The organism is Rickettsia endosymbiont of Oedothorax gibbosus (assembly GCF_936269705.1).
Classification (GTDB): Bacteria; Pseudomonadota; Alphaproteobacteria; order Rickettsiales; family Rickettsiaceae; genus Tisiphia.
The window spans coordinates 1773602-1794971 of record NZ_OW370493.1; the positions used below are offsets into that span (position 1 = coordinate 1773602).

The window sequence follows — 21370 nt, forward strand, 5'->3', positions numbered from 1 at the left end:
TTATGTTATTACATAATGCTTAGCATTTTGTTTGGTGCTTACGTCAAACTCAGGTTAGATACAGTCCAAGTATAATATTGGATACACCCTATCTAAACAACGATTTTGCCACCTAGTTACTTCTTCTATCACCCCATCTGTTATGGTGGATATCAAGTCACCAGATACATCAGTTTGATATATTTCTTCTAAATGCCCTCGGATCTCGCTGACTGTCATACCGCGACCATAAAGGGATATCACTTTCTCATCAAATCCATTAAATCTCCTCAGCCCTTTTGGTATTAATTGAGGATTATACTCTCCTTCCCGATCTCTTGGTACTTCTACTGTCAGCTTACGACCATCCCCATCAATTACTGTCTTCTCATAGCTACCATTACGACGATTATTATCTACTTTTGGCATCTTGCTATGTTTTGAATATCCTAATTCATGATCCAACTCACTTGCTAATATTTTCTCAACTATTTGCTTCTTTAGCTGTTGAAATAAACCATCTCGACCAAATAACTCCGATGGATCTGCTTTTGATAATAATTCTTCTACTAGCTGATTACTGATGTTTAATGTATCTTTATCTGTATCTAATTTTTTAGCCATAATTCCTCCTTGCTTGCTTAAGTTACTTTTTTTACAGTAATCTCTTACTGCTTTCTAAGGTGGTCCCCTTTGTCTAGACAAAAATTTAGATAAATAGAGATATAATTCACAAAAATTAAATTGTTGTTTTTATACAATATTTTTTTCAAAATATACACATTCTGGAGTTTTATAATCCAAAGCTTGATGCATCCTTTGTCTATTATAAAAGTCCATATATTCGTTAATTGCTGTCTTTGCCTCCTTTACTGTTGTTAAAATAATCCGATAAATTTTTTCCTGTTTTAATGATCGCCAAAAACGTTCAATAAAAATATTATCTAAGGCTCGTCCCTTACCATCCATACTAATCAAGATATTATGTAGCTTTAGCATACTAATAAAATTCTCCGAGGTAAATTGTACTCCTTGATCAGTATTAAATATTTTTGGCATACCATATTTTTCTATAGCGTCTTCAAGGGCTGTTACACAAAATTCACTTTCCAAACTAATGGAGATTCGCCAACTTAGAATATAACGACTATACCAGTCAATAATAGCTACTAAATATACGAACCCTTGGCTCAGTCTTATATACGTTATATCTGCACTCCAAACCTGGTTTGGCAATACTATTTCTAATCCTTTTAGTAAATAAGGATATATTTTATGCACTTGATTCCTCTTGCTTAAATTTATTTTAGGATAAACAGCTTCAAGACCCATTATCTTGTAGTAACGTCTAACAGCTTTACGACCTACCGAAAAACCTTGGGCTTGTAAATATTTAGCCATCCGCCGCATACCATAATATGGATGCATAGTATAGGTCTCATCAATTATTGCCATAATCTTGATATCTTGTTCACTAATACCAGTAGGTTGATAGTAATAGGTTGACCTGCTAATATCCAATAACTTACACTGTTGTACAATTGTTAACTTATTATGATTAGGCTCTATCATATTACACCTAACCTTTAATTCCAAACAATGCAGATTTTTTTTGAGCCAGTCACACTCAACGCTTAACTATCCCAAATGCTAAGCCACCGCTTTCAGCGGTGGAATCATAGTGTTTGACATATACTAAAGATATCCCTAAATGATTTTGCCGCTCAAAGCAGAATCAAGAAGGATAATGTATATGCCAAACTATAATAGTTTAAACCACTGTACATGGGAATGTAAGTACCATGTTGTTTTTACACCCAAATATCGCAAGAAAACAATATTTGGATTTATTAGGAAAGAGTTAAAAGAAGTATTCCATCGTTTAGCGGGTCAAAAGGAATGTAAGATAGAGGAAGGATATTTAATGCAGGATCATGTGCATATGCTAATATCCATTCCACCCAAACATTCTATTTCAACCATTGTGGGTTTTATTAAAGGTAAAAGTTCTATATGGGTAGCACAAAATATAGCGAATAAACAGCAAAATTTTGCTGGTCATAAATTTTGGGCAAGAGGATATTTTGTGAGTACCGTAGGAGCGAATGAAGAGGTAGTACGTAAATACGTTCAAAACCAAGAATCTGAGGATAAAAGAGCTGATCAACTTAACCTGTTTTACAGGTCAAAATAAGTAATATTAACCCGCTTTGAGCGGTTCTATAACAAACTCCCACTTCTAGTGGGAGTAATTGGCTGACCAATTTGCTCATATAGATTCTTGATTAACCCCTGCTGATTTGGATCAGCACTCTGTGTTTTATTCTTAAAACCTTGTACTAACAACTCAAGACCTTGTTTTTTCCAGTTACTGATCTGTGTTGCATGAACACCATACTTACTGGTTATCTGGGCTATTGTTAGCTCTCCCTTAATTGCTTCTATGACAATTTTGGCTTTCTCCTCAGCACTATATTGCCTTACTTGTTTTTTCATCTCTAGCTCTCCTTGTTTGCTAAAGAATTCTATCTCATTTTTCTTATTTTTCTGTCCAAAATATTGGAACCATTATAATAGGACAGACTCTGATTTTTTGAACATGTGAGTGTTCTTTTATTTTAGCCTCATATTGTTTTTTTGCTATTTGATCTAGCCCTTCTTTGGCAACAGATTACGTCAGTTCGGGATAAGATATAGATGAAATAGTAATAGATAAAAGGATTGTCAAAAAGGAGTGCCTGCAGTATTTATATTTTTAAACAAAAAAACAAACTACAGGCATGAAAAAAGATATCACAGAATTATATAGTTTTATAGATGATTTTTGTAAAATTTATTTGGAGTATGAACAGAGAAAGTTATTACCATCAAATAAGCAAAGAAATCGCTGTTGTAGCATGAGTCTAAGTGAAATGTTAACAATAATAATTATGTTTCATACATCCTATGCTAAGAATTTTAAATTTTTCTATAAAAGTTATATAGAGTGCATGCATAAGGATGATTTTCCCAAAGCCTTGAGTTATAATAGATTTGTTGAATTAATGGCACGATTATTCATACCGCTAAATATGTTGATTCATTTGTTGTTTGGTGAGGAAACAGGTATTTATTTTATTGACTCTACAACGATTAAAGCTTGTCACAATAAAAGGCGTTATAGCAATAAAGTTTTTAAAGGATTAGCCAAACATAGTAAATCCTCTATGGGGTATTTTTATGGTTTTAAATTACATGTAATAATCAATAATAAAGGGGAGTTTATGGCATTAAAAGTGACCAAAGGCAATGTAGATGATAGGGTTCCAGTACCGGAGTTAACAAAAAGATTAACTGGAATTATAGCAGCTGATAAAGGTTATATTAAGCAAAATTTGTTCTTAAATTTATATGAAAGAGGCTTAAAAATGATTCATGGAATTAAGAAGAATATGGAAAATAAATTAATGGATTTACGTCAGTTCGGGATAAGATATAGATGAAATAGTAATAGATAAAAGGATTGTCAAAAAGGAGTGCCTGCAGTATTTATATTTTTAAACAAAAAAACAAACTACAGGCATGAAAAAAGATATCACAGAATTATATAGTTTTATAGATGATTTTTGTAAAATTTATTTGGAGTATGAACAGAGAAAGTTATTACCATCAAATAAGCAAAGAAATCGCTGTTGTAGCATGAGTCTAAGTGAAATGTTAACAATAATAATTATGTTTCATACATCCTATGCTAAGAATTTTAAATTTTTCTATAAAAGTTATATAGAGTGCATGCATAAGGATGATTTTCCCAAAGCCTTGAGTTATAATAGATTTGTTGAATTAATGGCACGATTATTCATACCGCTAAATATGTTGATTCATTTGTTGTTTGGTGAGGAAACAGGTATTTATTTTATTGACTCTACAACGATTAAAGCTTGTCACAATAAAAGGCGTTATAGCAATAAAGTTTTTAAAGGATTAGCCAAACATAGTAAATCCTCTATGGGGTATTTTTATGGTTTTAAATTACATGTAATAATCAATAATAAAGGGGAGTTTATGGCATTAAAAGTGACCAAAGGCAATGTAGATGATAGGGTTCCAGTACCGGAGTTAACAAAAAGATTAACTGGAATTATAGCAGCTGATAAAGGTTATATTAAGCAAAATTTGTTCTTAAATTTATATGAAAGAGGCTTAAAAATGATTCATGGAATTAAGAAGAATATGGAAAATAAATTAATGGATTTGAAAGAAAAAATCTTACTTCGAAAGCGTAACTTAATTGAAACAGTTTTTGATTATCTAAAAAATAAAATGAACCTTGAACATACTAGACATAGATCACCAATAAATGCCTTTGTCCATATATTATCTACTCTTGTTGCTTACTCATTAAAGAAAAATAAACCTTCAACAAAATTTGATTTTAATCTACATGTTCACAATATCCTTATCCCGAATTGACGTAATATGTAAGGACTCGCTTCTCTATAACCTAAAATTAATAAGGTTAGTTCTTAATTTAAGAGGGGTAACAGCTTAACCGAATGCCATTGATATGGTACTGTCCCCGGTACAATAAAAAATGGGGGTAAGGGGGGATTCTATCTTAAATCAGGAAGAATTGCATATCTAGACATAATTTAAGTGAAAATTAACATATCACGTCAATTCGGGATAAGGATATTGTGAACATGTAGATTAAAATCAAATTTTGTTGAAGGTTTATTTTTCTTTAATGAGTAAGCAACAAGAGTAGATAATATATGGACAAAGGCATTTATTGGTGATCTATGTCTAGTATGTTCAAGGTTCATTTTATTTTTTAGATAATCAAAAACTGTTTCAATTAAGTTACGCTTTCGAAGTAAGATTTTTTCTTTCAAATCCATTAATTTATTTTCCATATTCTTCTTAATTCCATGAATCATTTTTAAGCCTCTTTCATATAAATTTAAGAACAAATTTTGCTTAATATAACCTTTATCAGCTCCTATAATTCCAGTTAATCTTTTTGTTAACTCCGGTACTGGAACCCTATCATCTACATTGCCTTTGGTCACTTTTAATGCCATAAACTCCCCTTTATTATTGATTATTACATGTAATTTAAAACCATAAAAATACCCCATAGAGGATTTACTATGTTTGGCTAATCCTTTAAAAACTTTATTGCTATAACGCCTTTTATTGTGACAAGCTTTAATCGTTGTAGAGTCAATAAAATAAATACCTGTTTCCTCACCAAACAACAAATGAATCAACATATTTAGCGGTATGAATAATCGTGCCATTAATTCAACAAATCTATTATAACTCAAGGCTTTGGGAAAATCATCCTTATGCATGCACTCTATATAACTTTTATAGAAAAATTTAAAATTCTTAGCATAGGATGTATGAAACATAATTATTATTGTTAACATTTCACTTAGACTCATGCTACAACAGCGATTTCTTTGCTTATTTGATGGTAATAACTTTCTCTGTTCATACTCCAAATAAATTTTACAAAAATCATCTATAAAACTATATAATTCTGTGATATCTTTTTTCATGCCTGTAGTTTGTTTTTTTGTTTAAAAATATAAATACTGCAGGCACTCCTTTTTGACAATCCTTTTATCTATTACTATTTCATCTATATCTTATCCCGAACTGACGTGTATACGATTTCGACCATGCGGCTCATGTTTCATCATTTTTATAAAATCATGACCATGAAAACCTTGTGGTAATATTAACCTAGCCATTTGAGTACCTTTATCAGTTAAAAACCCATTTTACACCACTGCGTTAATTATTGCAATTGGTATAATATCTTTTTGCCCAGTCTTAGGATTGATCATTTCAAATTGATGCATATGATAATTTTCCCATCCCATAACATCTTGAATGGCTAAATGCAAATCTTTAAAACTGTATTTTTCCGGTACTTGGATGCGACGCCAAATTTTGGGTTTGCTATATTTTAAGGTAATTTTAAACTGATAAATATTTGAGATTTTTGCTATCATATTTAGTTGTTCCATAAATTTTTAGAAAGTTCTTAGAATGGTCAATGTCGGTACTTAATGATCAAAATAGACTATAGCAATAATTTTGCAAGCTTATAAATGCGTTCTATTATAAAAATAATTTATTTGCTTTTTAGTGCTATTCTATCACCGAATTATATTCGGCACTTTGTAAATTGCAACATTTTTTAGCATATTTTGCCAAAGTATAATGGTTCCAATATTTTGGACAGAAAAATAAGAAAAATGAGATAGAATTCTTTAGCAAACAAGGAGAGCTAGAGATGAAAAAACAAGTAAGGCAATATAGTGCTGAGGAGAAAGCCAAAATTGTCATAGAAGCAATTAAGGGAGAGCTAACAATAGCCCAGATAACCAGTAAGTATGGTGTTCATGCAACACAGATAAGTAACTGGAAAAAACAAGGTCTTGAGTTGTTAGTACAAGGTTTTAAGAATAAAACACAGAGTGCTGATCCAAATCAGCAGGGGTTAATCAAGAATCTATATGAGCAAATTGGTCAGTTAAGCGTTGAGTGTGACTGGCTCAAAAAAAAATCTGCATTGTTTGGAATTAAAGGTTAGGTGTAATATGATAGAGCCTAATCATAATAAGTTAACAATTGTACAACAGTGTAAGTTATTGGATATTAGCAGGTCAACCTATTACTATCAACCTACTGGTATTAGTGAACAAGATATCAAGATTATGGCAATAATTGATGAGACCTATACTATGCATCCATATTATGGTATGCGGCGGATGGCTAAATATTTACAAGCCCAAGGTTTTTCGGTAGGTCGTAAAGCTGTTAGACGTTACTACAAGATAATGGGTCTTGAAGCTGTTTATCCTAAAATAAATTTAAGCAAGAGGAATCAAGTGCATAAAATATATCCTTATTTACTAAAAGGATTAGAAATAGTATTGCCAAACCAGGTTTGGAGTGCAGATATAACGTATATAAGACTGAGCCAAGGGTTCGTATATTTAGTAGCTATTATTGACTGGTATAGTCGTTATATTCTAAGTTGGCGAATCTCCATTAGTTTGGAAAGTGAATTTTGTGTAACAGCCCTTGAAGACGCTATAGAAAAATATGGTATGCCAAAAATATTTAATACTGATCAAGGAGTACAATTTACCTCGGAGAATTTTATTAGTATGCTAAAGCTACATAATATCTTGATTAGTATGGATGGTAAGGGACGAGCCTTAGATAATATTTTTATTGAACGTTTTTGGCGATCATTAAAACAGGAAAAAATTTATCGGATTATTTTAACAACAGTAAAGGAGAGTCAATCATTTAATTTGTGTGTGCGTCAAGATAAGGTGCATTAATCTTACGGGTGAAAGTCCTGTTATGGAAGGAGTAGCTAGCTCCACCATATAGCGAGTCTTGTGCTGCTGAAGGTAACGACAGTAGTAAAGCGTAGACAGCGAAACATCCGAGCCGAAACCAAATGGTGAACGTGATAGCCCTGAAATGATATTGGTAGTGGAAGTCGATGTGCTACACAACGCAGTAGACAAGAGAAAACTAGAGGTCAAACTAGCGAAAATCCGAAAGTTTTCAACCATCGGGGTCTCAGGCGTCAGCGAGTTTGTAGAGATTAATGACACAACTTGAGAAGTCCTTATAACTCTTACTGAGTTAAGTAAGTATTCAAAGTACAAGTGCCGAAACATAAGGCTTTGGAGATGGTGTTAAGGATGGCTGAGTCAGTTGTAGTAGTGATGAAGCTTCGTAATGGGAGTGGAGCGAAGGGCTGACAGAAAGGTAAGAACGTAAGAGGGAAACAATGACCGTACACAGCATAGACGGAAATACATGGTCAACGAAACTTGAGCGTATAAAGTTGCTATCATCACAAAATCAAGACATAAAGTTTAATAATCTTGGACATATTATTGATTTAAAGATGTTAGAAGAACAATATAAGGAACTTGATAGCAAGAAAGCTGTAGGAATAGATGGTATAACCAAAGCGGTTTATGGTAAGAAGTTGGAAGCAAATTTGCTCTCGCTCCTTACTAAAATTCGCAAGGGGCAATATCAAGCTAAACCTGCACGAATTACATTGATTCCAAAAGAAGATGGAGGCAAAAGACCTTTGGTAATATCATGCTTTGAAGACAAGATAATCGAGTCGGCAGTAAGCAAGATATTAAACTCAGTGTTCGAGCCAATATTCTTAAAATGTTCTTACGGGTTTCGACCTAAATTAAACGCCCATGATGCACTTAAGGAGTTGAATAGACTTACGTATAACTTCAATAAAGGAGCTGTAGTTGAAATTGATATAACTAAGTGCTTCAATTCAATCAAACATTCTGAGTTGATGGGATTCCTAAGAAAGAGAATATCTGACAAAAGATTCCTAAGACTAGTTATGAAACTGATGGAAACACCAATTATAGAAAACGGCATTACAGTTACTAACAAGGAAGGATGCCGCCAAGGGTCTAAAACATCACCAATTTTGGCAAATGTCTTCCTACATTATGTTATTGACTGTTGGTTTGCTAAAATCAGCAAGGAAAACATAAGAGGGCAAACTGGAATGGTGAGGTATTGTGACGATATGGTGTTCGTCTTTGAGAATGAAGAAGACGCGAGGAAGTTTTATGAGGTTTTGCCCAAAAGATTAAACAAGTATGGCTTGAACATCAATGAAGCTAAATCGCAGATGATTCAGTCCGGTAGATACCATGCTGAGGACTTAGCTAAGCAAGGTAAGAAGATCAAGAGTTATAATTTTCTTGGCTTTACTTGCTATTGGGGTAAATCAAGGTTTGGTAACATATGGAGATTAAAATATACCACAAGGAAAGATCGATTTACCGAGAAGCTTAAAGGGCTAAGAGAATATCTACGAAGTCACCTTAATGAGAGGGGCAAAGAACAGATATTATTGCAAGTCATTAGAGCTACAAAGGGGTGGATCAATTATCATGGTATATCAGATAATCAAAGACGAGTAAGTTCATTTATTCACCAAACTAGGCGAGCAATATATGGGTGGTTTAATAGAATGGGTGGGAAGCGTAAGATGAATTGGCAAAGATTAGCTGAAATACTCAAAAGGGTCGACTTTCCAAATAAGTGGAAGACCATTTCAATGTTCTAAAACCAACAAAAAAAAATAGGGTACAAGCCTATCTTACCTTTCGGGAGCCGGATGCGGTAGCTCTGCATGTCCGGTTCTGAGGAGGGGCTTAACCAAGCAATTGGTTAGGTCTACTCACAAAGTTCATTTTTTATTTTCCAATAAATCATATTTAAAATCTCCACAAAGTATTTCAAATTGATTTAAAGCTAAAGACCAATCTTTAATAGGCATGGTCCATTTTTTGGCTGCATTTTGTAGGGATAAAAATATTATTTTTTGAATTGACTTATCATCTGGAAACACCCCCTTATTTTTGATAATTTTTCTAATTTGACGATTTACAGATTCTATAGTGTTAGTAGTATAAATTACCTTTCTGTTCTCTTCAGGAAAGGCAAAAAACGGTATTATCCCAGACCAATTACGTTGCCAAATATCAGAAATTACCAGATATTTTTTATCCCATTTTACACCAAATTGCTGAAGTTTTAAACGTGCCATTTCGTCATTATTAGCTGTATAAATTTGTTTTATACCAATTGCAATAATTAACACGGTGTGTTTATCCAGTCTCTATACATAATTGATTTTACTAAATCTACATTATGAGCAAATTGATTCCAAGCGTAACAAGCCATAGTGACGATATCTTCATATACACCATAACATTGGTTAGACAAGAAATGATTTTTGATCCATTCCCAAACTTGTTCCATTGCATTAAGTTCCGGTGCATAGGGCGGAAGCGGTATCAAAGTGATATTGCTTGGCACAGTTAGTTTTTTGGCTGTGTGCCAACCTGCATTATCCGTTAGTAAAGCTATATGTCGGTTGCCTTGAATACTGCGAGAAAGCTCTTCTAAGAATTTATTCATTGCCTGTGTGTTTGCATATGGGGGGAGTAGACGTAATAGTCACCTATTACGCCCCTCGTTAGAACCGCATCGTGCCCTATTAAGGCAATGGGCTCAAGATATCATCATTTACACGGTATGCTCACTGAAACATGACATGATATACTTTTACCTTTGGCAAAGGATGGCGTGTAATAAAAAGTCTAAATTGTTCCCAGTTAAATGATTTCTTCTGACTGCGTCTATTTAGCCATTTGAACATTATTTTAACCGCCTTCCATATGAAACCATTTACGGCATCGCAATTGTGCGACACTCCATAATATTGGATATGTCCTCTAAGCTTACTGCAAAAGATTGTCCATATGATAGGTAGTTTGTATTTGTTTCTAATGCCTTTACACCAATCATTAACTTTCTTTAACTTGGTGCTTATCCTTTTTCCACTGCTCTTTAACTTAGGTATTATTCTACCATTCCTAGACTTTCCCAGATAAAAGGTAAATCCTAGAAAATCAAAGGACTCCTGTTTTATGCCTCGAGACAACTGGTTCTTTGAAAATCTGACCAATTTGGTCTTTTCTTCATTAAGTTTAAGTTTGTACTTTTCAAGTCGTTTCACAAGAACTACTTTAATCTTCTTTGCATCCTCTTCATATCTACAGCATATCACTGCATCGTCACAGTAGCGAAATAATTCTACCGTACCACTGCAATGCTGGGTTACTACTTTTTTAATCCATTCATCTAGTACATAGTGAGCAAATATATTCGCAAGTATGGGGCTTACAATACTTCCTGCAATTACCCCTTCTTCTAGGATAGTTAACTCTCCATCAGATAATACTCCCGCCTTAAACATACGGATTAAATACCTAATTAGCCTCTCATCCTGAACCTTCTCCCGTAATATTTCGATCAATATCTTCCTATCCAATGTACCAAAAAAAGTTCGCTAAGTCTAAGTCTATTATGCTCTCAACCTCATTTTCATAAAGATGTTTAGAAAGCTCCCTTACTGCATCATGACATCCAATCCCTGCCCTGAAACCGTAGGAACACTTAAGGAATAATGGCTCATAGATATTTTCAAGTACCTTCTTCATCATCTTTTGGCAAAGCTTATCTTCAAAATTGCTAATCCCTAAAGTCCTATACTTACCCGGGCTTCCTTCCTTTGGTATCTTTACCTCTAGTATATTCCCTGGTTTATATACCATGTTCTTTAGTTTCTTAACCAATTCTCTGATATTTTCTGTAAGGTTTAAGCTATAGCTCGATTTGTCCATACCATCTGTTCCCACCGCTCTATTTACATCAAGCTCTTGGTAACATTTGGTAAGTGCTTCTTCATTAAATAAATGCATGAGATTGTTAAATCTCTTGCCCTTATCCTGTGAGGATAACCATGCTATTCTTTTTAGTTTCGTTTCTGTATTTATTTGATATTCTGTTGTTATCATAACATTTCCCTAAAAAGATCGATTTTACCCAGGATCCTTCGCTCCACAAACTTTCCTCTGCTTCAACACTACTATGATCCATCCGACTTCCTATATCCCCTCTCAGCTCCCTTGGGTTTTACTCTTGTCGGCTGATACTTCAAAAAAAATGGAAGAGAATATAGGATATCCCACGTTCATAGATAAACTTTTATTACATGCCATGCTCTCCGACCCCGGAAACCTAAACCTATATCTGCCTAATTTACGATATAGATAATGTTGCATTCCTTTATCTTAACAAAGTCTGCGATCTCATATAACATTTTTAACGTGGCTCAATCACTACGGCCTGTAATATCTCTGCCTACGCTTAGCATAATTGTTGCCAATTTCTGCCCAAGGCTCGATACTTAGTGTGCTAGGTCAACACTTCTAAGACTGTTCTTTCAACAACTAGTTTATCTACACTTCGTGGCGCACTAAAATTAATGCAAAAGCTTCTCCTGTATCATGGCAAGCAGCTCCATAAATATATGTTGAAATGAATTGCTGTTGCCGAACTTTACGGGGTCTAGTGCCACGCTTAGCCCATATACGAGTTAAGCTACCTTGTTGCCCAACTCGAGTTTCATCCTGAGACCATATATCAACTTTACATCTATCGATATTTTTTGGTAATAATTTTGTTAACATGTCTGGGAAGTTTTTTTATATGTATTTTGAGTCTCTTGATTTGACTTTGGATGCATTGAACGAGAAGTAATCCAGCTAAAACCAAGGCGGTGCATAGTATTGTAGACTGTTTTTAAAGCGCATTTAGCACCATATTCCTCAAGTAACATGATATGTAGCTCCTTTCCAGTTATATACCCACCAGTTTTACTTTCACTGAGCGTATTGATTTTATCAAAAAGAGCAGACTCTTGTATAGTGTTAATCTTCCTAGGGGCGCCGCTTCTTTGTGATTCAAATAATCCTTCAAAACCATGATTCCTAAATCTTCTGAGCCATGATTGCACAGTTTTCCAGTGTGACTTCACTATTTCAGATATGGCTTTTAAAGATTTGCCTAATTGAAGGTGATACATCGCCAATAAACGTATACGATTTCGACCATGCGGCTCATGTTTCATCATTTTTATAAAATCATGACCATGAAAACCTTGTGGTAATATTAACCTAGCCATTTGAGTACCTTTATCAGTTAAAAACCCATTTTACACCACTGCGTTAATTATTGCAATTGGTATTAGATCTGATGTGACCTCTTTTAAATCTTTATATGACACATACTTTACTGAATTGCGAACCATATGTACAATACATAATTGTACTATAGTACTCGGGAATACACTGCTTATAGCTTCTGGAAAGCCCTTTAAACCATCCACACAAGCAACATAAATTTGTTCAATTCCTCGATTCTTTAACTCAGTAACTACTTGCATCCAAAATTTAGCACCTTCATTTTTGCCTATCCAAATGCCAAGTAACTCCTTTTTCCCTTCTATATTTACAGCAAGTGCTAAATATACTGCTTTATTTATTACTATGTGATTGTCTCTAGATTTTACATAGATACAGTCCAAGTATAATATTGGATACACCCTATCTAAACAACGATTTTGCCACCTAGTTACTTCTTCTATTACCCCATCTGTTATGGTGGATATCAAGTCACCAGATACATCAGTTTGATATATTTCTTCTAAATGCCCTCGGATCTCGCTGACTGTCATACCGCGACCATAAAGGGATATCACTTTCTCATCAAATCCATTAAATCTCCTCAGCCCTTTTGGTATTAATTGAGGATTATACTCTCCTTCCCGATCTCTTGGTACTTCTACTGTCAGCTTACGACCATCCCCATCAATTACTGTCTTCTCATAGCTACCATTACGACTATTATTATCTACTTTTGGCATCTTGCTATGTTTTGAATATCCTAATTCATGATCCAACTCACTTGCTAATATTTTCTTAACTATTTGCTTCTTTAGCTGTTGAAATAAACCATCTCGACCAAATAACTCCGATGGATCTGCTTTTGATAATAATTCTTCTACTAGCTGATTACTGATGTCTAATGTATCTTTATCTGTATCTAATTTTTTAGCCATAATTCCTCCTTGCTTGCTTAAGTTACTTTTTTTACAGTAATCTCTTACTGCTTTCTTTGCAACTTACGCAAACTATAGGACAGACTAGTAAAGGAGGCAAAGACAGCAATTAACGAATATATGGACTTTTATAATAGACAAAGGATGCATCAAGCTTTGGATTATAAAACTCCAGAATGTGTATATTTTGAAAAAAATATTGTATAAAAACAACAATTTAATTTTTGTGAATTATATCTCTATTTATCTAAATTTTTGTCTAGACAAAGGGGACCACCTTAGACTGTCATACCGCGACCATAAAGGGATATCACTTTCTCATCAAATCCATTAAATCTCCTCAGCCCTTTTGGTATTAATTGAGGATTATACTCTCCTTCCCGATCTCTTGGTACTTCTACTGTCAGCTTACGACCATCCCCATCAATTACTGTCTTCTCATAGCTACCATTACGACTATTATTATCTACTTTTGGCATCTTGCTATGTTTTGAATATCCTAATTCATGATCCAACTCACTTGCTAATATTTTCTTAACTATTTGCTTCTTTAGCTGTTGAAATAAACCATCTCGACCAAATAACTCCGATGGATCTGCTTTTGATAATAATTCTTCTACTAGCTGATTACTGATGTCTAATGTATCTTTATCTGTATCTAATTTTTTAGCCATAATTCCTCCTTGCTTGCTTAAGTTACTTTTTTTACAGTAATCTCTTACTGCTTTCTTTGCAACTTACGCAAACTATAGGACAGACTCCTCTATGGCTTTTTGTGGCAAGGAAGTGGCATTAGAATACCAAATATAGTTAATTGACTATAATATTCCAAGGAAGTAGTTTTATCTATTATTACTAGGTTTTTGCCTAATTACTGGTGGTTTCGTTGGTGCCTTTGTTGGTGAAATTGTGGATAATTTTGAAGTACTAGAAGGGGCTTTTCCTTGCCTAACCTTTTGTAGACTTTGTCTTAATCTATCTGTCCTTAATTCTTGTCTCTTTTTAAATGCTACTAATGGTTCATTTAGCTTCTTAATATCTACTTGCACTTTCTCTAACGGCATTTGTTGACTCTGCTGTTTAGTAGTATCTTGAATTTGTGGTTTACCAAGGAGTCCTTTAATATTATCAACAATAACCTCTATAATAGCGTTTATAATTTTTGCAAACCAACCTGTTGTTTGTTCAGGTTTGGTCATTGATGGTGGCAAAGTATCTTTATCTCTCTTATCGGATTCAGACGCTTCCCTAATTACCGGTTCTGGCAATGCTGCAGGAACGTTATTCTGTAACTTATTATCCTTTGAGCTGGTAGCTGCTTTATTAACTGCTTTTTTTATTGGTTTTATCGACTTAGACTGTTTAATCTCATTATCTTTTAGTTTTTCATTTAATTTTCCAACTTTCTTTTGCGGTTTTTCGGCAGTTTGCTTTTCAACAATTTTTGTTGAATCTTTTAACTTTTTCAGTCTATCCTCTAATTCTTTGACAGTTGGTATTGGTGCAGGATTTTTTAACGCTTCTTCCGTAGGTCTTGGGTCTCTTATAGCCTTAAGCCTATCTGCTAATTCTTGATCTTTTTGTTTGCCTAATGCTGCACTTTTCTTATCTAAATTCACTTCAGATTGCATTTGTTCTAGCAATTTATCTACTTCCTGATCGGAAACGGAACCAGCCATCCTATCTAATGAATCATTGAAGATATCTCCCACTTTTTCAAACTTAGATAATTCTTTATCTAAATCATTAGATACTTTTTCAAATTCTTCATTAATATCACGTTTCTCAGACATATTATAACCAGTTAGTTATTGAATATACTTATCTTATATTATAATATATTCTGTTGGTTCCTACTAGCAATTTTACTAAATACATATTTTTTTAAGTCCTTATGCTTGTAATGTTGTTGCTTTTGTGATATATATACTATGCTATGCTATAATGGGTGATTTTTAATGCCCACACAACAAGTTCTTCCTTCTCTCCCATTATCCAGCACTTATAGTCAATTATCGGATGATAGAGTGGTTGATTCAGCAAAGGTTTCGTATCGTTTGTTAGCTAATAATATAAATCAAAGAAGCATTTATCATTGCGATAAATAGTATATTTGGTATTATAAGTGCGTTATTTTTTATGGTAATGCTCTTTCTACATTAGCGGGATAAAATGATATGATGCACACTAGAATCTTTACTTTAATTATGTTGTTATTGATATTGTTTGGTCTAATAGGCTTGCCTACAGATATTTTTACGTTGTTGATTTCCTCGATTATTGTCAGTATAACTTATCTTTTTGCGATAAAACTCAATTTAATGCCCCGTAGGGTTTATTTAAATTATCATTCTATACTATATTTTACTTGGCTAATTAAAGAAATACTGCTATCTAGCTTAAGGGTAATAAAGATTATATGGCGGAAGAATCTTAATTTACAACCAGTTTTTGAGTGGATTGATTCAGAGCAGAAAAACGATACTAGTTTTGTAGTATATGGTAATTCTATTACCCTTACGCCAGGAACTGTAACGCTTGACATAGCAAATAATATGTTATTGGTGCATACTCTGGAACAATCATCAATTGACAATTTAAAGTTTGGTGATTCTACTATGAGAAAAAGGGTACAGCAGATTTGCTGTCGTTGCAAAGAGGCATGAGCCAACGAAGCAATATAACAAGCTTCATGGATTGCCCCCATAACTGTTGAAAGTTAGAAGAGGAAACGGTTTTAGACCGGATAGTTTAAAAGTCGTATGTGGTCAACGTCATTGCGAGAAAGACCGTAGGTCGACGAAGCAATTCATAAAAGTAACCAAAGATATATTACCACGACCTACTTGCGTGGTCTCGCAATGACAGAAAACCTATCTAAAACCCGCTTTACCTTCTAACTTTCAACAGTTGTGGGATTGTCACGTTTACGTATGTTTGCTTGCAATGACGTATAAGCGTTAGTTTAAGAAAACAATAATTGAGAAACCGTCATTGCGAGGAGACCGTAAGGTCGACGAAGCAATCCAGAAATGATTAAAAATGGATTGCCACGCCACCTACGGTGGCTCGCAATAACGTATGTGCCTATAGCAAGACCAGGTAGTGGTCAATGAAAAAAAAATAAGCAATACCGCAAAAAAAAATGAACACAGCTATTAGTGGAGCAAAAAAATCTGTTATGTTTATAGACATAACCTAATCAGGAATAAGGAGTTATGGACAAAAACTTTAAACAAACCAGCTTTTTATTTGGTAGCAATGCTATCTTTATAGAAGAATTATATCAACTATATTTATCAGATCATACAGCAGTTGATAAAAGCTGGCAAAATTATTTCCAAAATATTGAAAATAATAATAGCCATCAGGTTACAAAAAGCATTGCTCATATTATCACTTCGCCTTGTGAAAGAGGGGAGGAGCTTGATACGGATTTTTCTACTGTTACTAACAAGCTCAGAGTAAAAATGCTGATTGCCAGCTATCGCAAATATGGACATTATTTAGTAAAACTAGATCCATTGAATCTTGAAGTTCTTAAAACGAAAAGTCATTTGAAGCTTAATATAGAAGATTTTGGTTTTACTAAAGATCAGTTGAATAATATTATAGAAATTGATGATCAATTTTTTGGAATAAAATCATGTACAGTTAGTGAACTGGTTAATTTGCTCGATCAAACTTATGCTAAAGATATTGCTATAGAGTTTGATCATGTGACAAATGAAGATGAAAGAACCTGGCTTTGTGAACAAATGGAAAGCAACACTTTTAATGTATACTCAAATGATTTGAAGAATTGGAGCGTAAAACAAAGGGTGAGCGAACACAGCGTACATTTAGTACGTGAGTACGCGAATGCCCCGAAGTTTTACGAAGCCAATTCTTTAAAGCATTTGAGTATATTAGAACAAGATAAGAAGGATATACTACAAGATTTAGTGGAAATTGAGGGATTTGAACAATATCTACACACAAAATTTCCTGGAGCAAAGCGTTTCTCAGTAGAGGGGGGAGAGGCAGCTGTAGTAGCTATAGATAAAGCTATAGATATGTCTATTGTTCATGGAGTAGAAGATGTCGTAATAGGTATGGCACATCGAGGAAGACTTAGTACCTTAACTAAGGTACTGACTAAACCTTATAAAGCTATTCTATCTGGATTTATGACTGGCAGTATCTTGTCAAATAATTTAGGTATTTCGAGTGATGTAAAATATCATATTGGCTATTCGTCAGATCGAATAAGAGGTCAATCTAAGGTTCACCTCTCTATGGCAGATAATCCTTCGCATTTAGAAGCGATAAACTCAGTGGTAGCTGGTAAAGTACGAGCAAAACAGGACAACATTCAAGATGTTAATCGTCAAAAAGTAATGGGTATTTTAGTGCATGGTGATACTGCTTTTTGTGGTCAAGGTGTAGTAGCTGAAAGTTTATTTATGTCGAATTTAAAGGCTTATCATGTTGGTGGAACTATTCACTTTGTTATTAATAATCAGCTTGGCTTTACAACAAATAGTTATGATACCAGACCAAGTAGATATTCTACTGAATTTGCTAAAATAATTAATAGTCCAATTTTACATGTAAATGGTGATAATATTCAAGCTGTACTCAAAGCTACTAATATGGCAGTGAATTACCGACATAAATTTGCTAGAGATATAGTCATTGAGATCATATGCTATCGTAAATACGGTCATAATGAAGGTGATGAGCCTATGTATACTCAAGGTGCTATGTATAATGTAATAAAAAATAAACAATCCCCAGCAACAGTTTTTGCCAATGAACTGATGGCAGAAGGAATAATTGACCAAAATCATTTTCCTACGTTAAAAGAACAATTTAAACTAAAATTAGACCAAGAATATGAACATGCCAAAAATTATCAACCACAAGCTCAGTACTTAGAGGGGTTATGGTCTGGTTACACTAGGTCAAATGCTACAATACTCTCTACTGGTGTTAGTAAAAATACTTTAAAAGAGCTTGGTATAAGGCTTTGTCAAATACCAAAAGATTTCCCTTTAAATCCTAAACTTATAAAATTATTTGAATTAAGAGCAAATACTTTAAAGCAAGATAAACCCATCGATTGGGCAACTGCAGAGCAATTAGCATTTGCCAGTCTATTAAATTCAGGTACCAGAATACGTTTTACTGGTCAGGATTCTGAGCGTGGCACTTTCTCTCACCGCCATGCAATATTGCATAGTCAGGTAGATGGTAGTACTTATACACCATTAAATAATTTATCGCAAAGTCAAGCAAACCTTGAAATTGCTAACAGTAATTTATCTGAATATGCGGTTTTAGGTTTTGAGTATGGCTATTCATTAGTTAATCCAAAAAATTTAGTAATTTGGGAAGCTCAGTTTGGCGATTTCGCTAACGGAGCTCAAATAATTTTTGACCAATTCATTTCCAGTAGTGAAAACAAATGGCTCAGAATGAGTGGTATAGTAGTGCTACTACCACACGGATTGGAAGGACAAGGTCCAGAGCATAGTTCTGCAAGATTTGAGAGATTTTTACAGCTTGCTGCTGAAGATAATATTCAAGTTACCTATCCTACAACCCCAGCCTCATTTTTTCATTTATTACGTCGTCAAATATACAGTAATATTCGTAAACCACTAATAGTAATGTCACCAAAATCTTTATTAAGACATAAAATGGCTGTATCCCCTCTATCGCATATTGATGAGAATACAAGTTTTATACCTGTACTAGACGAAATTAATGAGACGATAAATGCCAAGGAAGTAACACGAGTTATATTATGTAGTGGCAAGGTATACTATGATTTATTAGAAAAAAGAGAAGCAAAAACTATTTCAGATATGGTAATTATTAGAGTTGAGCAATTATATCCGTTTGAAAAAGATGTTATCATTAAAATATTAGGTAAATATAATAAGGCTAAGAAGTTTATTTGGTGTCAAGAAGAATCTAAAAATATGGGAGCGTGGAATTTCATTAAAGACCACTTAAATGACACCCTAAAAGATATGTCAATTAATAATCAATTTAAATATGTTGGTAGAAATGAATCTGCTTCACCTGCCGTTGGTGCACTTAACATACATAATGAGCAGCAAGAAAAATTACTTGAAGAAGCCTTGGCAAATATAGCTAACCAGACTATAGTTAATTCAGGAAAAATTGGGGCTAGGAGCGATGCCCACAATTGTTGAAAGGTAGAAGAGGAAGCAGTTTAGACCGGGTAGTTTAAAAGTCGTATATGGTTAACGTCATGGCTCAGAGTTACTTCAGTAGCGACGAAGCAATCCATTTTAATCGTTTTTTTGGATTGCTTCAATGCCACTAAAGTGGTTCTGAGCTATGACGCTGAGGCTAAATACTAATCTGATTTATAGCGTTGCCAATTCAAGTTACGTCAATTCGGGATAAGGATATTGTGAACATGTAGATTAAAATCAAATTTTGTTGAAGGTTTATTTTTCTTTAATGAGTAAGCAACAAGAGTAGATAATATATGGACAAAGGCATTTATTGGTGATCTATGTCTAGTATGTTCAAGGTTCATTTTATTTTTTAGATAATCAAAAACTGTTTCAATTAAGTTACGCTTTCGAAGTAAGATTTTTTCTTTCAAATCCATTAATTTATTTTCCATATTCTTCTTAATTCCATGAATCATTTTTAAGCCTCTTTCATATAAATTTAAGAACAAATTTTGCTTAATATAACCTTTATCAGCTGCTATAATTCCAGTTAATCTTTTTGTTAACTCCGGTACTGGAACCCTATCATCTACATTGCCTTTGGTCACTTTTAATGCCATAAACTCCCCTTTATTATTGATTATTACATGTAATTTAAAACCATAAAAATACCCCATAGAGGATTTACTATGTTTGGCTAATCCTTTAAAAACTTTATTGCTATAACGCCTTTTATTGTGACAAGCTTTAATCGTTGTAGAGTCAATAAAATAAATACCTGTTTCCTCACCAAACAACAAATGAATCAACATATTTAGCGGTATGAATAATCGTGCCATTAATTCAACAAATCTATTATAACTCAAGGCTTTGGGAAAATCATCCTTATGCATGCACTCTATATAACTTTTATAGAAAAATTTAAAATTCTTAGCATAGGATGTATGAAACATAATTATTATTGTTAACATTTCACTTAGACTCATGCTACAACAGCGATTTCTTTGCTTATTTGATGGTAATAACTTTCTCTGTTCATACTCCAAATAAATTTTACAAAAATCATCTATAAAACTATATAATTCTGTGATATCTTTTTTCATGCCTGTAGTTTGTTTTTTTGTTTAAAAATATAAATACTGCAGGCACTCCTTTTTGACAATCCTTTTATCTATTACTATTTCATCTATATCTTATCCCGAACTGACGTAAGTTAATTCACTATAATGGTGCAACAATTTAAAAACCCTGCATGCGATGTAATTTACTGTAATCTACTATCTAGCCTGGATATTGCATGAAGGTGGTATTTATAAAAATAAAATGGCAATATCGCTTATAAGTGGTAATGGATATGTTAATTTTCACTTAAATTATGTCTAGATATGCAATTCTTCCTGATTTAAGATAGAATCCCCCCTTACCCCCATTTTTTATTGTACCGGGGACAGTACCATATTAGCTTATTCTATAGCTAATTTTTTCATAACACTATCCCATATATGTTGGTAAGGATAAGATGAAGACAACAAGAATTTAATGCTCCTAGTATTTCTAATAATTACTGCTCCAATTTTGAACAATTTTAAACGCACCGTTCCTACCAAGGCTTTAGCTAATTCAGTACCTTGTGAGTCAATCATTTAATTTG

20 protein-coding genes and 6 pseudogenes are annotated in these 21370 nt (G+C 33.6%); 10 read left to right on the forward strand and 16 right to left on the reverse strand.

What is annotated here, in order from left to right:
- Positions 1-54 precede the first annotated feature (54 nt).
- Together NBW66_RS09645 and NBW66_RS09650 are read right to left on the reverse strand one after the other, a co-directional pair.
- Entirely contained in the window at positions 55-603 is a 549-nt protein-coding gene (locus NBW66_RS09645) for a transposase (RefSeq protein WP_250310849.1), read from the reverse strand.
- A gap of 129 nt (positions 604-732) precedes the next feature.
- Positions 733-1599, reverse strand: a pseudogene (locus NBW66_RS09650) (IS3 family transposase); the annotation flags it as partial.
- A 133-nt stretch (positions 1600-1732) separates the two neighbouring features.
- Here NBW66_RS09650 and tnpA point away from each other — a divergent pair.
- Positions 1733-2173 carry an IS200/IS605 family transposase gene (gene tnpA, locus NBW66_RS09655; RefSeq protein ID WP_250312178.1) on the forward strand — a complete coding sequence of 147 codons (441 nt, stop codon included), beginning with the start codon at positions 1733-1735 and terminating at the stop codon, positions 2171-2173.
- Between the two features lie 26 nt (positions 2174-2199).
- Here tnpA and NBW66_RS09660 read toward each other — a convergent pair whose 3' ends face one another.
- Positions 2200-2475: a transposase gene (locus NBW66_RS09660; protein ID WP_250310850.1), complete on the reverse strand. Its 276-nt coding sequence runs from the start codon at positions 2473-2475 to the stop codon at positions 2200-2202.
- 284 nt (positions 2476-2759) lie between these two features.
- Between NBW66_RS09660 and NBW66_RS09665 the strand changes: the two are divergent.
- A pseudogene (locus tag NBW66_RS09665) lies at positions 2760-3440 on the forward strand (IS982 family transposase); the annotation flags it as partial.
- Positions 3441-3540: 100 nt separating this feature from the next.
- Entirely contained in the window at positions 3541-4431 is an 891-nt protein-coding gene (locus tag NBW66_RS09670; RefSeq protein ID WP_250310582.1) for an IS982 family transposase, read from the forward strand.
- A gap of 203 nt (positions 4432-4634) precedes the next feature.
- Here the strand turns inward: NBW66_RS09670 and NBW66_RS09675 are convergent, their stop codons facing one another.
- On the reverse strand, positions 4635-5525 hold the full coding sequence (locus tag NBW66_RS09675; protein ID WP_250310605.1) for an IS982 family transposase: 891 nt from the start codon (positions 5523-5525) through the stop codon (positions 4635-4637).
- A gap of 225 nt (positions 5526-5750) precedes the next feature.
- Entirely contained in the window at positions 5751-5984 is a 234-nt protein-coding gene (locus tag NBW66_RS09680; protein ID WP_250310852.1) for a plasmid pRiA4b ORF-3 family protein, read from the reverse strand.
- Between the two features lie 284 nt (positions 5985-6268).
- Between NBW66_RS09680 and NBW66_RS09685 the strand changes: the two genes are divergently transcribed.
- The 3 genes from NBW66_RS09685 to NBW66_RS09695 all read left to right on the forward strand — a co-directional run bounded on the left by NBW66_RS09685 (position 6269) and on the right by NBW66_RS09695 (position 9118).
- Complete coding sequence (locus NBW66_RS09685; RefSeq protein ID WP_094649795.1) at positions 6269-6568, forward strand: transposase; 300 nt, start codon at positions 6269-6271, stop codon at positions 6566-6568.
- Positions 6569-6575: 7 nt separating this feature from the next.
- Positions 6576-7328: an IS3 family transposase gene (locus tag NBW66_RS09690; protein WP_250310853.1), complete on the forward strand. Its 753-nt coding sequence runs from the start codon at positions 6576-6578 to the stop codon at positions 7326-7328.
- Between the two features lie 461 nt (positions 7329-7789).
- A complete protein-coding gene (locus NBW66_RS09695) occupies positions 7790-9118 on the forward strand; it encodes a reverse transcriptase domain-containing protein (RefSeq protein ID WP_250310618.1) in 1329 nt (442 codons plus the stop codon).
- 123 nt (positions 9119-9241) lie between these two features.
- Here NBW66_RS09695 and NBW66_RS09700 read toward each other — a convergent pair whose 3' ends face one another.
- From NBW66_RS09700 to NBW66_RS09730, 7 genes and pseudogenes are all read right to left on the reverse strand, one after another.
- Positions 9242-9655 carry a transposase gene (locus NBW66_RS09700; RefSeq protein ID WP_250310854.1) on the reverse strand — a complete coding sequence of 138 codons (414 nt, stop codon included), beginning with the start codon at positions 9653-9655 and terminating at the stop codon, positions 9242-9244.
- Positions 9649-9981: pseudogene (locus tag NBW66_RS09705) on the reverse strand (transposase); the annotation flags it as partial. The gene NBW66_RS09700 and the pseudogene NBW66_RS09705, both read right to left, overlap by 7 nt.
- Before the next feature lie 115 nt (positions 9982-10096).
- On the reverse strand, positions 10097-10891 hold the full coding sequence (locus NBW66_RS09710; protein ID WP_250310563.1) for a reverse transcriptase domain-containing protein: 795 nt from the start codon (positions 10889-10891) through the stop codon (positions 10097-10099).
- On the reverse strand, positions 10884-11417 hold the full coding sequence (locus NBW66_RS09715; RefSeq protein WP_250310562.1) for a reverse transcriptase domain-containing protein: 534 nt from the start codon (positions 11415-11417) through the stop codon (positions 10884-10886). Before NBW66_RS09715 ends, NBW66_RS09710 begins: the two co-directional genes overlap by 8 nt.
- Positions 11418-11861: 444 nt before the next feature.
- Positions 11862-12092 (reverse strand): hypothetical protein, encoded by a 231-nt coding sequence (locus NBW66_RS09720; protein ID WP_250310561.1) that lies wholly within the window; start codon positions 12090-12092, stop codon positions 11862-11864.
- A complete protein-coding gene (locus NBW66_RS09725; RefSeq protein ID WP_250310542.1) occupies positions 12086-12586 on the reverse strand; it encodes a helix-turn-helix domain-containing protein in 501 nt (166 codons plus the stop codon). Before NBW66_RS09725 ends, NBW66_RS09720 begins: the two co-directional genes overlap by 7 nt.
- Positions 12587-12616: 30 nt before the next feature.
- On the reverse strand, positions 12617-13522 hold the full coding sequence (locus NBW66_RS09730; RefSeq protein ID WP_250310855.1) for an IS256 family transposase: 906 nt from the start codon (positions 13520-13522) through the stop codon (positions 12617-12619).
- A gap of 99 nt (positions 13523-13621) precedes the next feature.
- On the opposite strand from NBW66_RS09730, the pseudogene NBW66_RS15075 reads away from it, so the two are divergent.
- Positions 13622-13729 (forward strand): annotated as a pseudogene (locus tag NBW66_RS15075) (IS3 family transposase); the annotation flags it as partial.
- 71 nt (positions 13730-13800) lie between these two features.
- On the opposite strand, the gene NBW66_RS09735 reads toward NBW66_RS15075, so the two are convergent.
- Both NBW66_RS09735 and NBW66_RS09740 read right to left on the reverse strand, forming a co-directional pair.
- Positions 13801-14196: a transposase gene (locus NBW66_RS09735; RefSeq protein WP_250310856.1), complete on the reverse strand. Its 396-nt coding sequence runs from the start codon at positions 14194-14196 to the stop codon at positions 13801-13803.
- A gap of 168 nt (positions 14197-14364) precedes the next feature.
- Complete coding sequence (locus tag NBW66_RS09740; RefSeq protein ID WP_250310857.1) at positions 14365-15315, reverse strand: hypothetical protein; 951 nt, start codon at positions 15313-15315, stop codon at positions 14365-14367.
- 414 nt (positions 15316-15729) lie between these two features.
- On the opposite strand from NBW66_RS09740, the gene NBW66_RS09745 reads away from it, so the two are divergent.
- The 3 genes and pseudogenes from NBW66_RS09745 to NBW66_RS09750 all read left to right on the forward strand — a co-directional run.
- Positions 15730-16188 (forward strand): Na+/H+ antiporter subunit E, encoded by a 459-nt coding sequence (locus NBW66_RS09745; RefSeq protein ID WP_250312179.1) that lies wholly within the window; start codon positions 15730-15732, stop codon positions 16186-16188.
- A 552-nt stretch (positions 16189-16740) separates the two neighbouring features.
- A pseudogene (locus NBW66_RS15080) lies at positions 16741-16869 on the forward strand (2-oxoglutarate dehydrogenase E1 subunit family protein); the annotation flags it as partial.
- Between the two features lie 552 nt (positions 16870-17421).
- Positions 17422-19728: pseudogene (locus NBW66_RS09750) on the forward strand (2-oxoglutarate dehydrogenase E1 component); the annotation flags it as partial.
- 203 nt (positions 19729-19931) lie between these two features.
- Here the strand turns inward: NBW66_RS09750 and NBW66_RS09755 are convergent.
- Both NBW66_RS09755 and NBW66_RS09760 read right to left on the reverse strand, forming a co-directional pair.
- Complete coding sequence (locus NBW66_RS09755; RefSeq protein WP_250310582.1) at positions 19932-20822, reverse strand: IS982 family transposase; 891 nt, start codon at positions 20820-20822, stop codon at positions 19932-19934.
- A 360-nt stretch (positions 20823-21182) separates the two neighbouring features.
- Positions 21183-21362 carry a transposase gene (locus NBW66_RS09760; protein ID WP_250310859.1) on the reverse strand — a complete coding sequence of 60 codons (180 nt, stop codon included), beginning with the start codon at positions 21360-21362 and terminating at the stop codon, positions 21183-21185.
- Between the last annotated feature and the right edge of the window lie 8 nt (positions 21363-21370).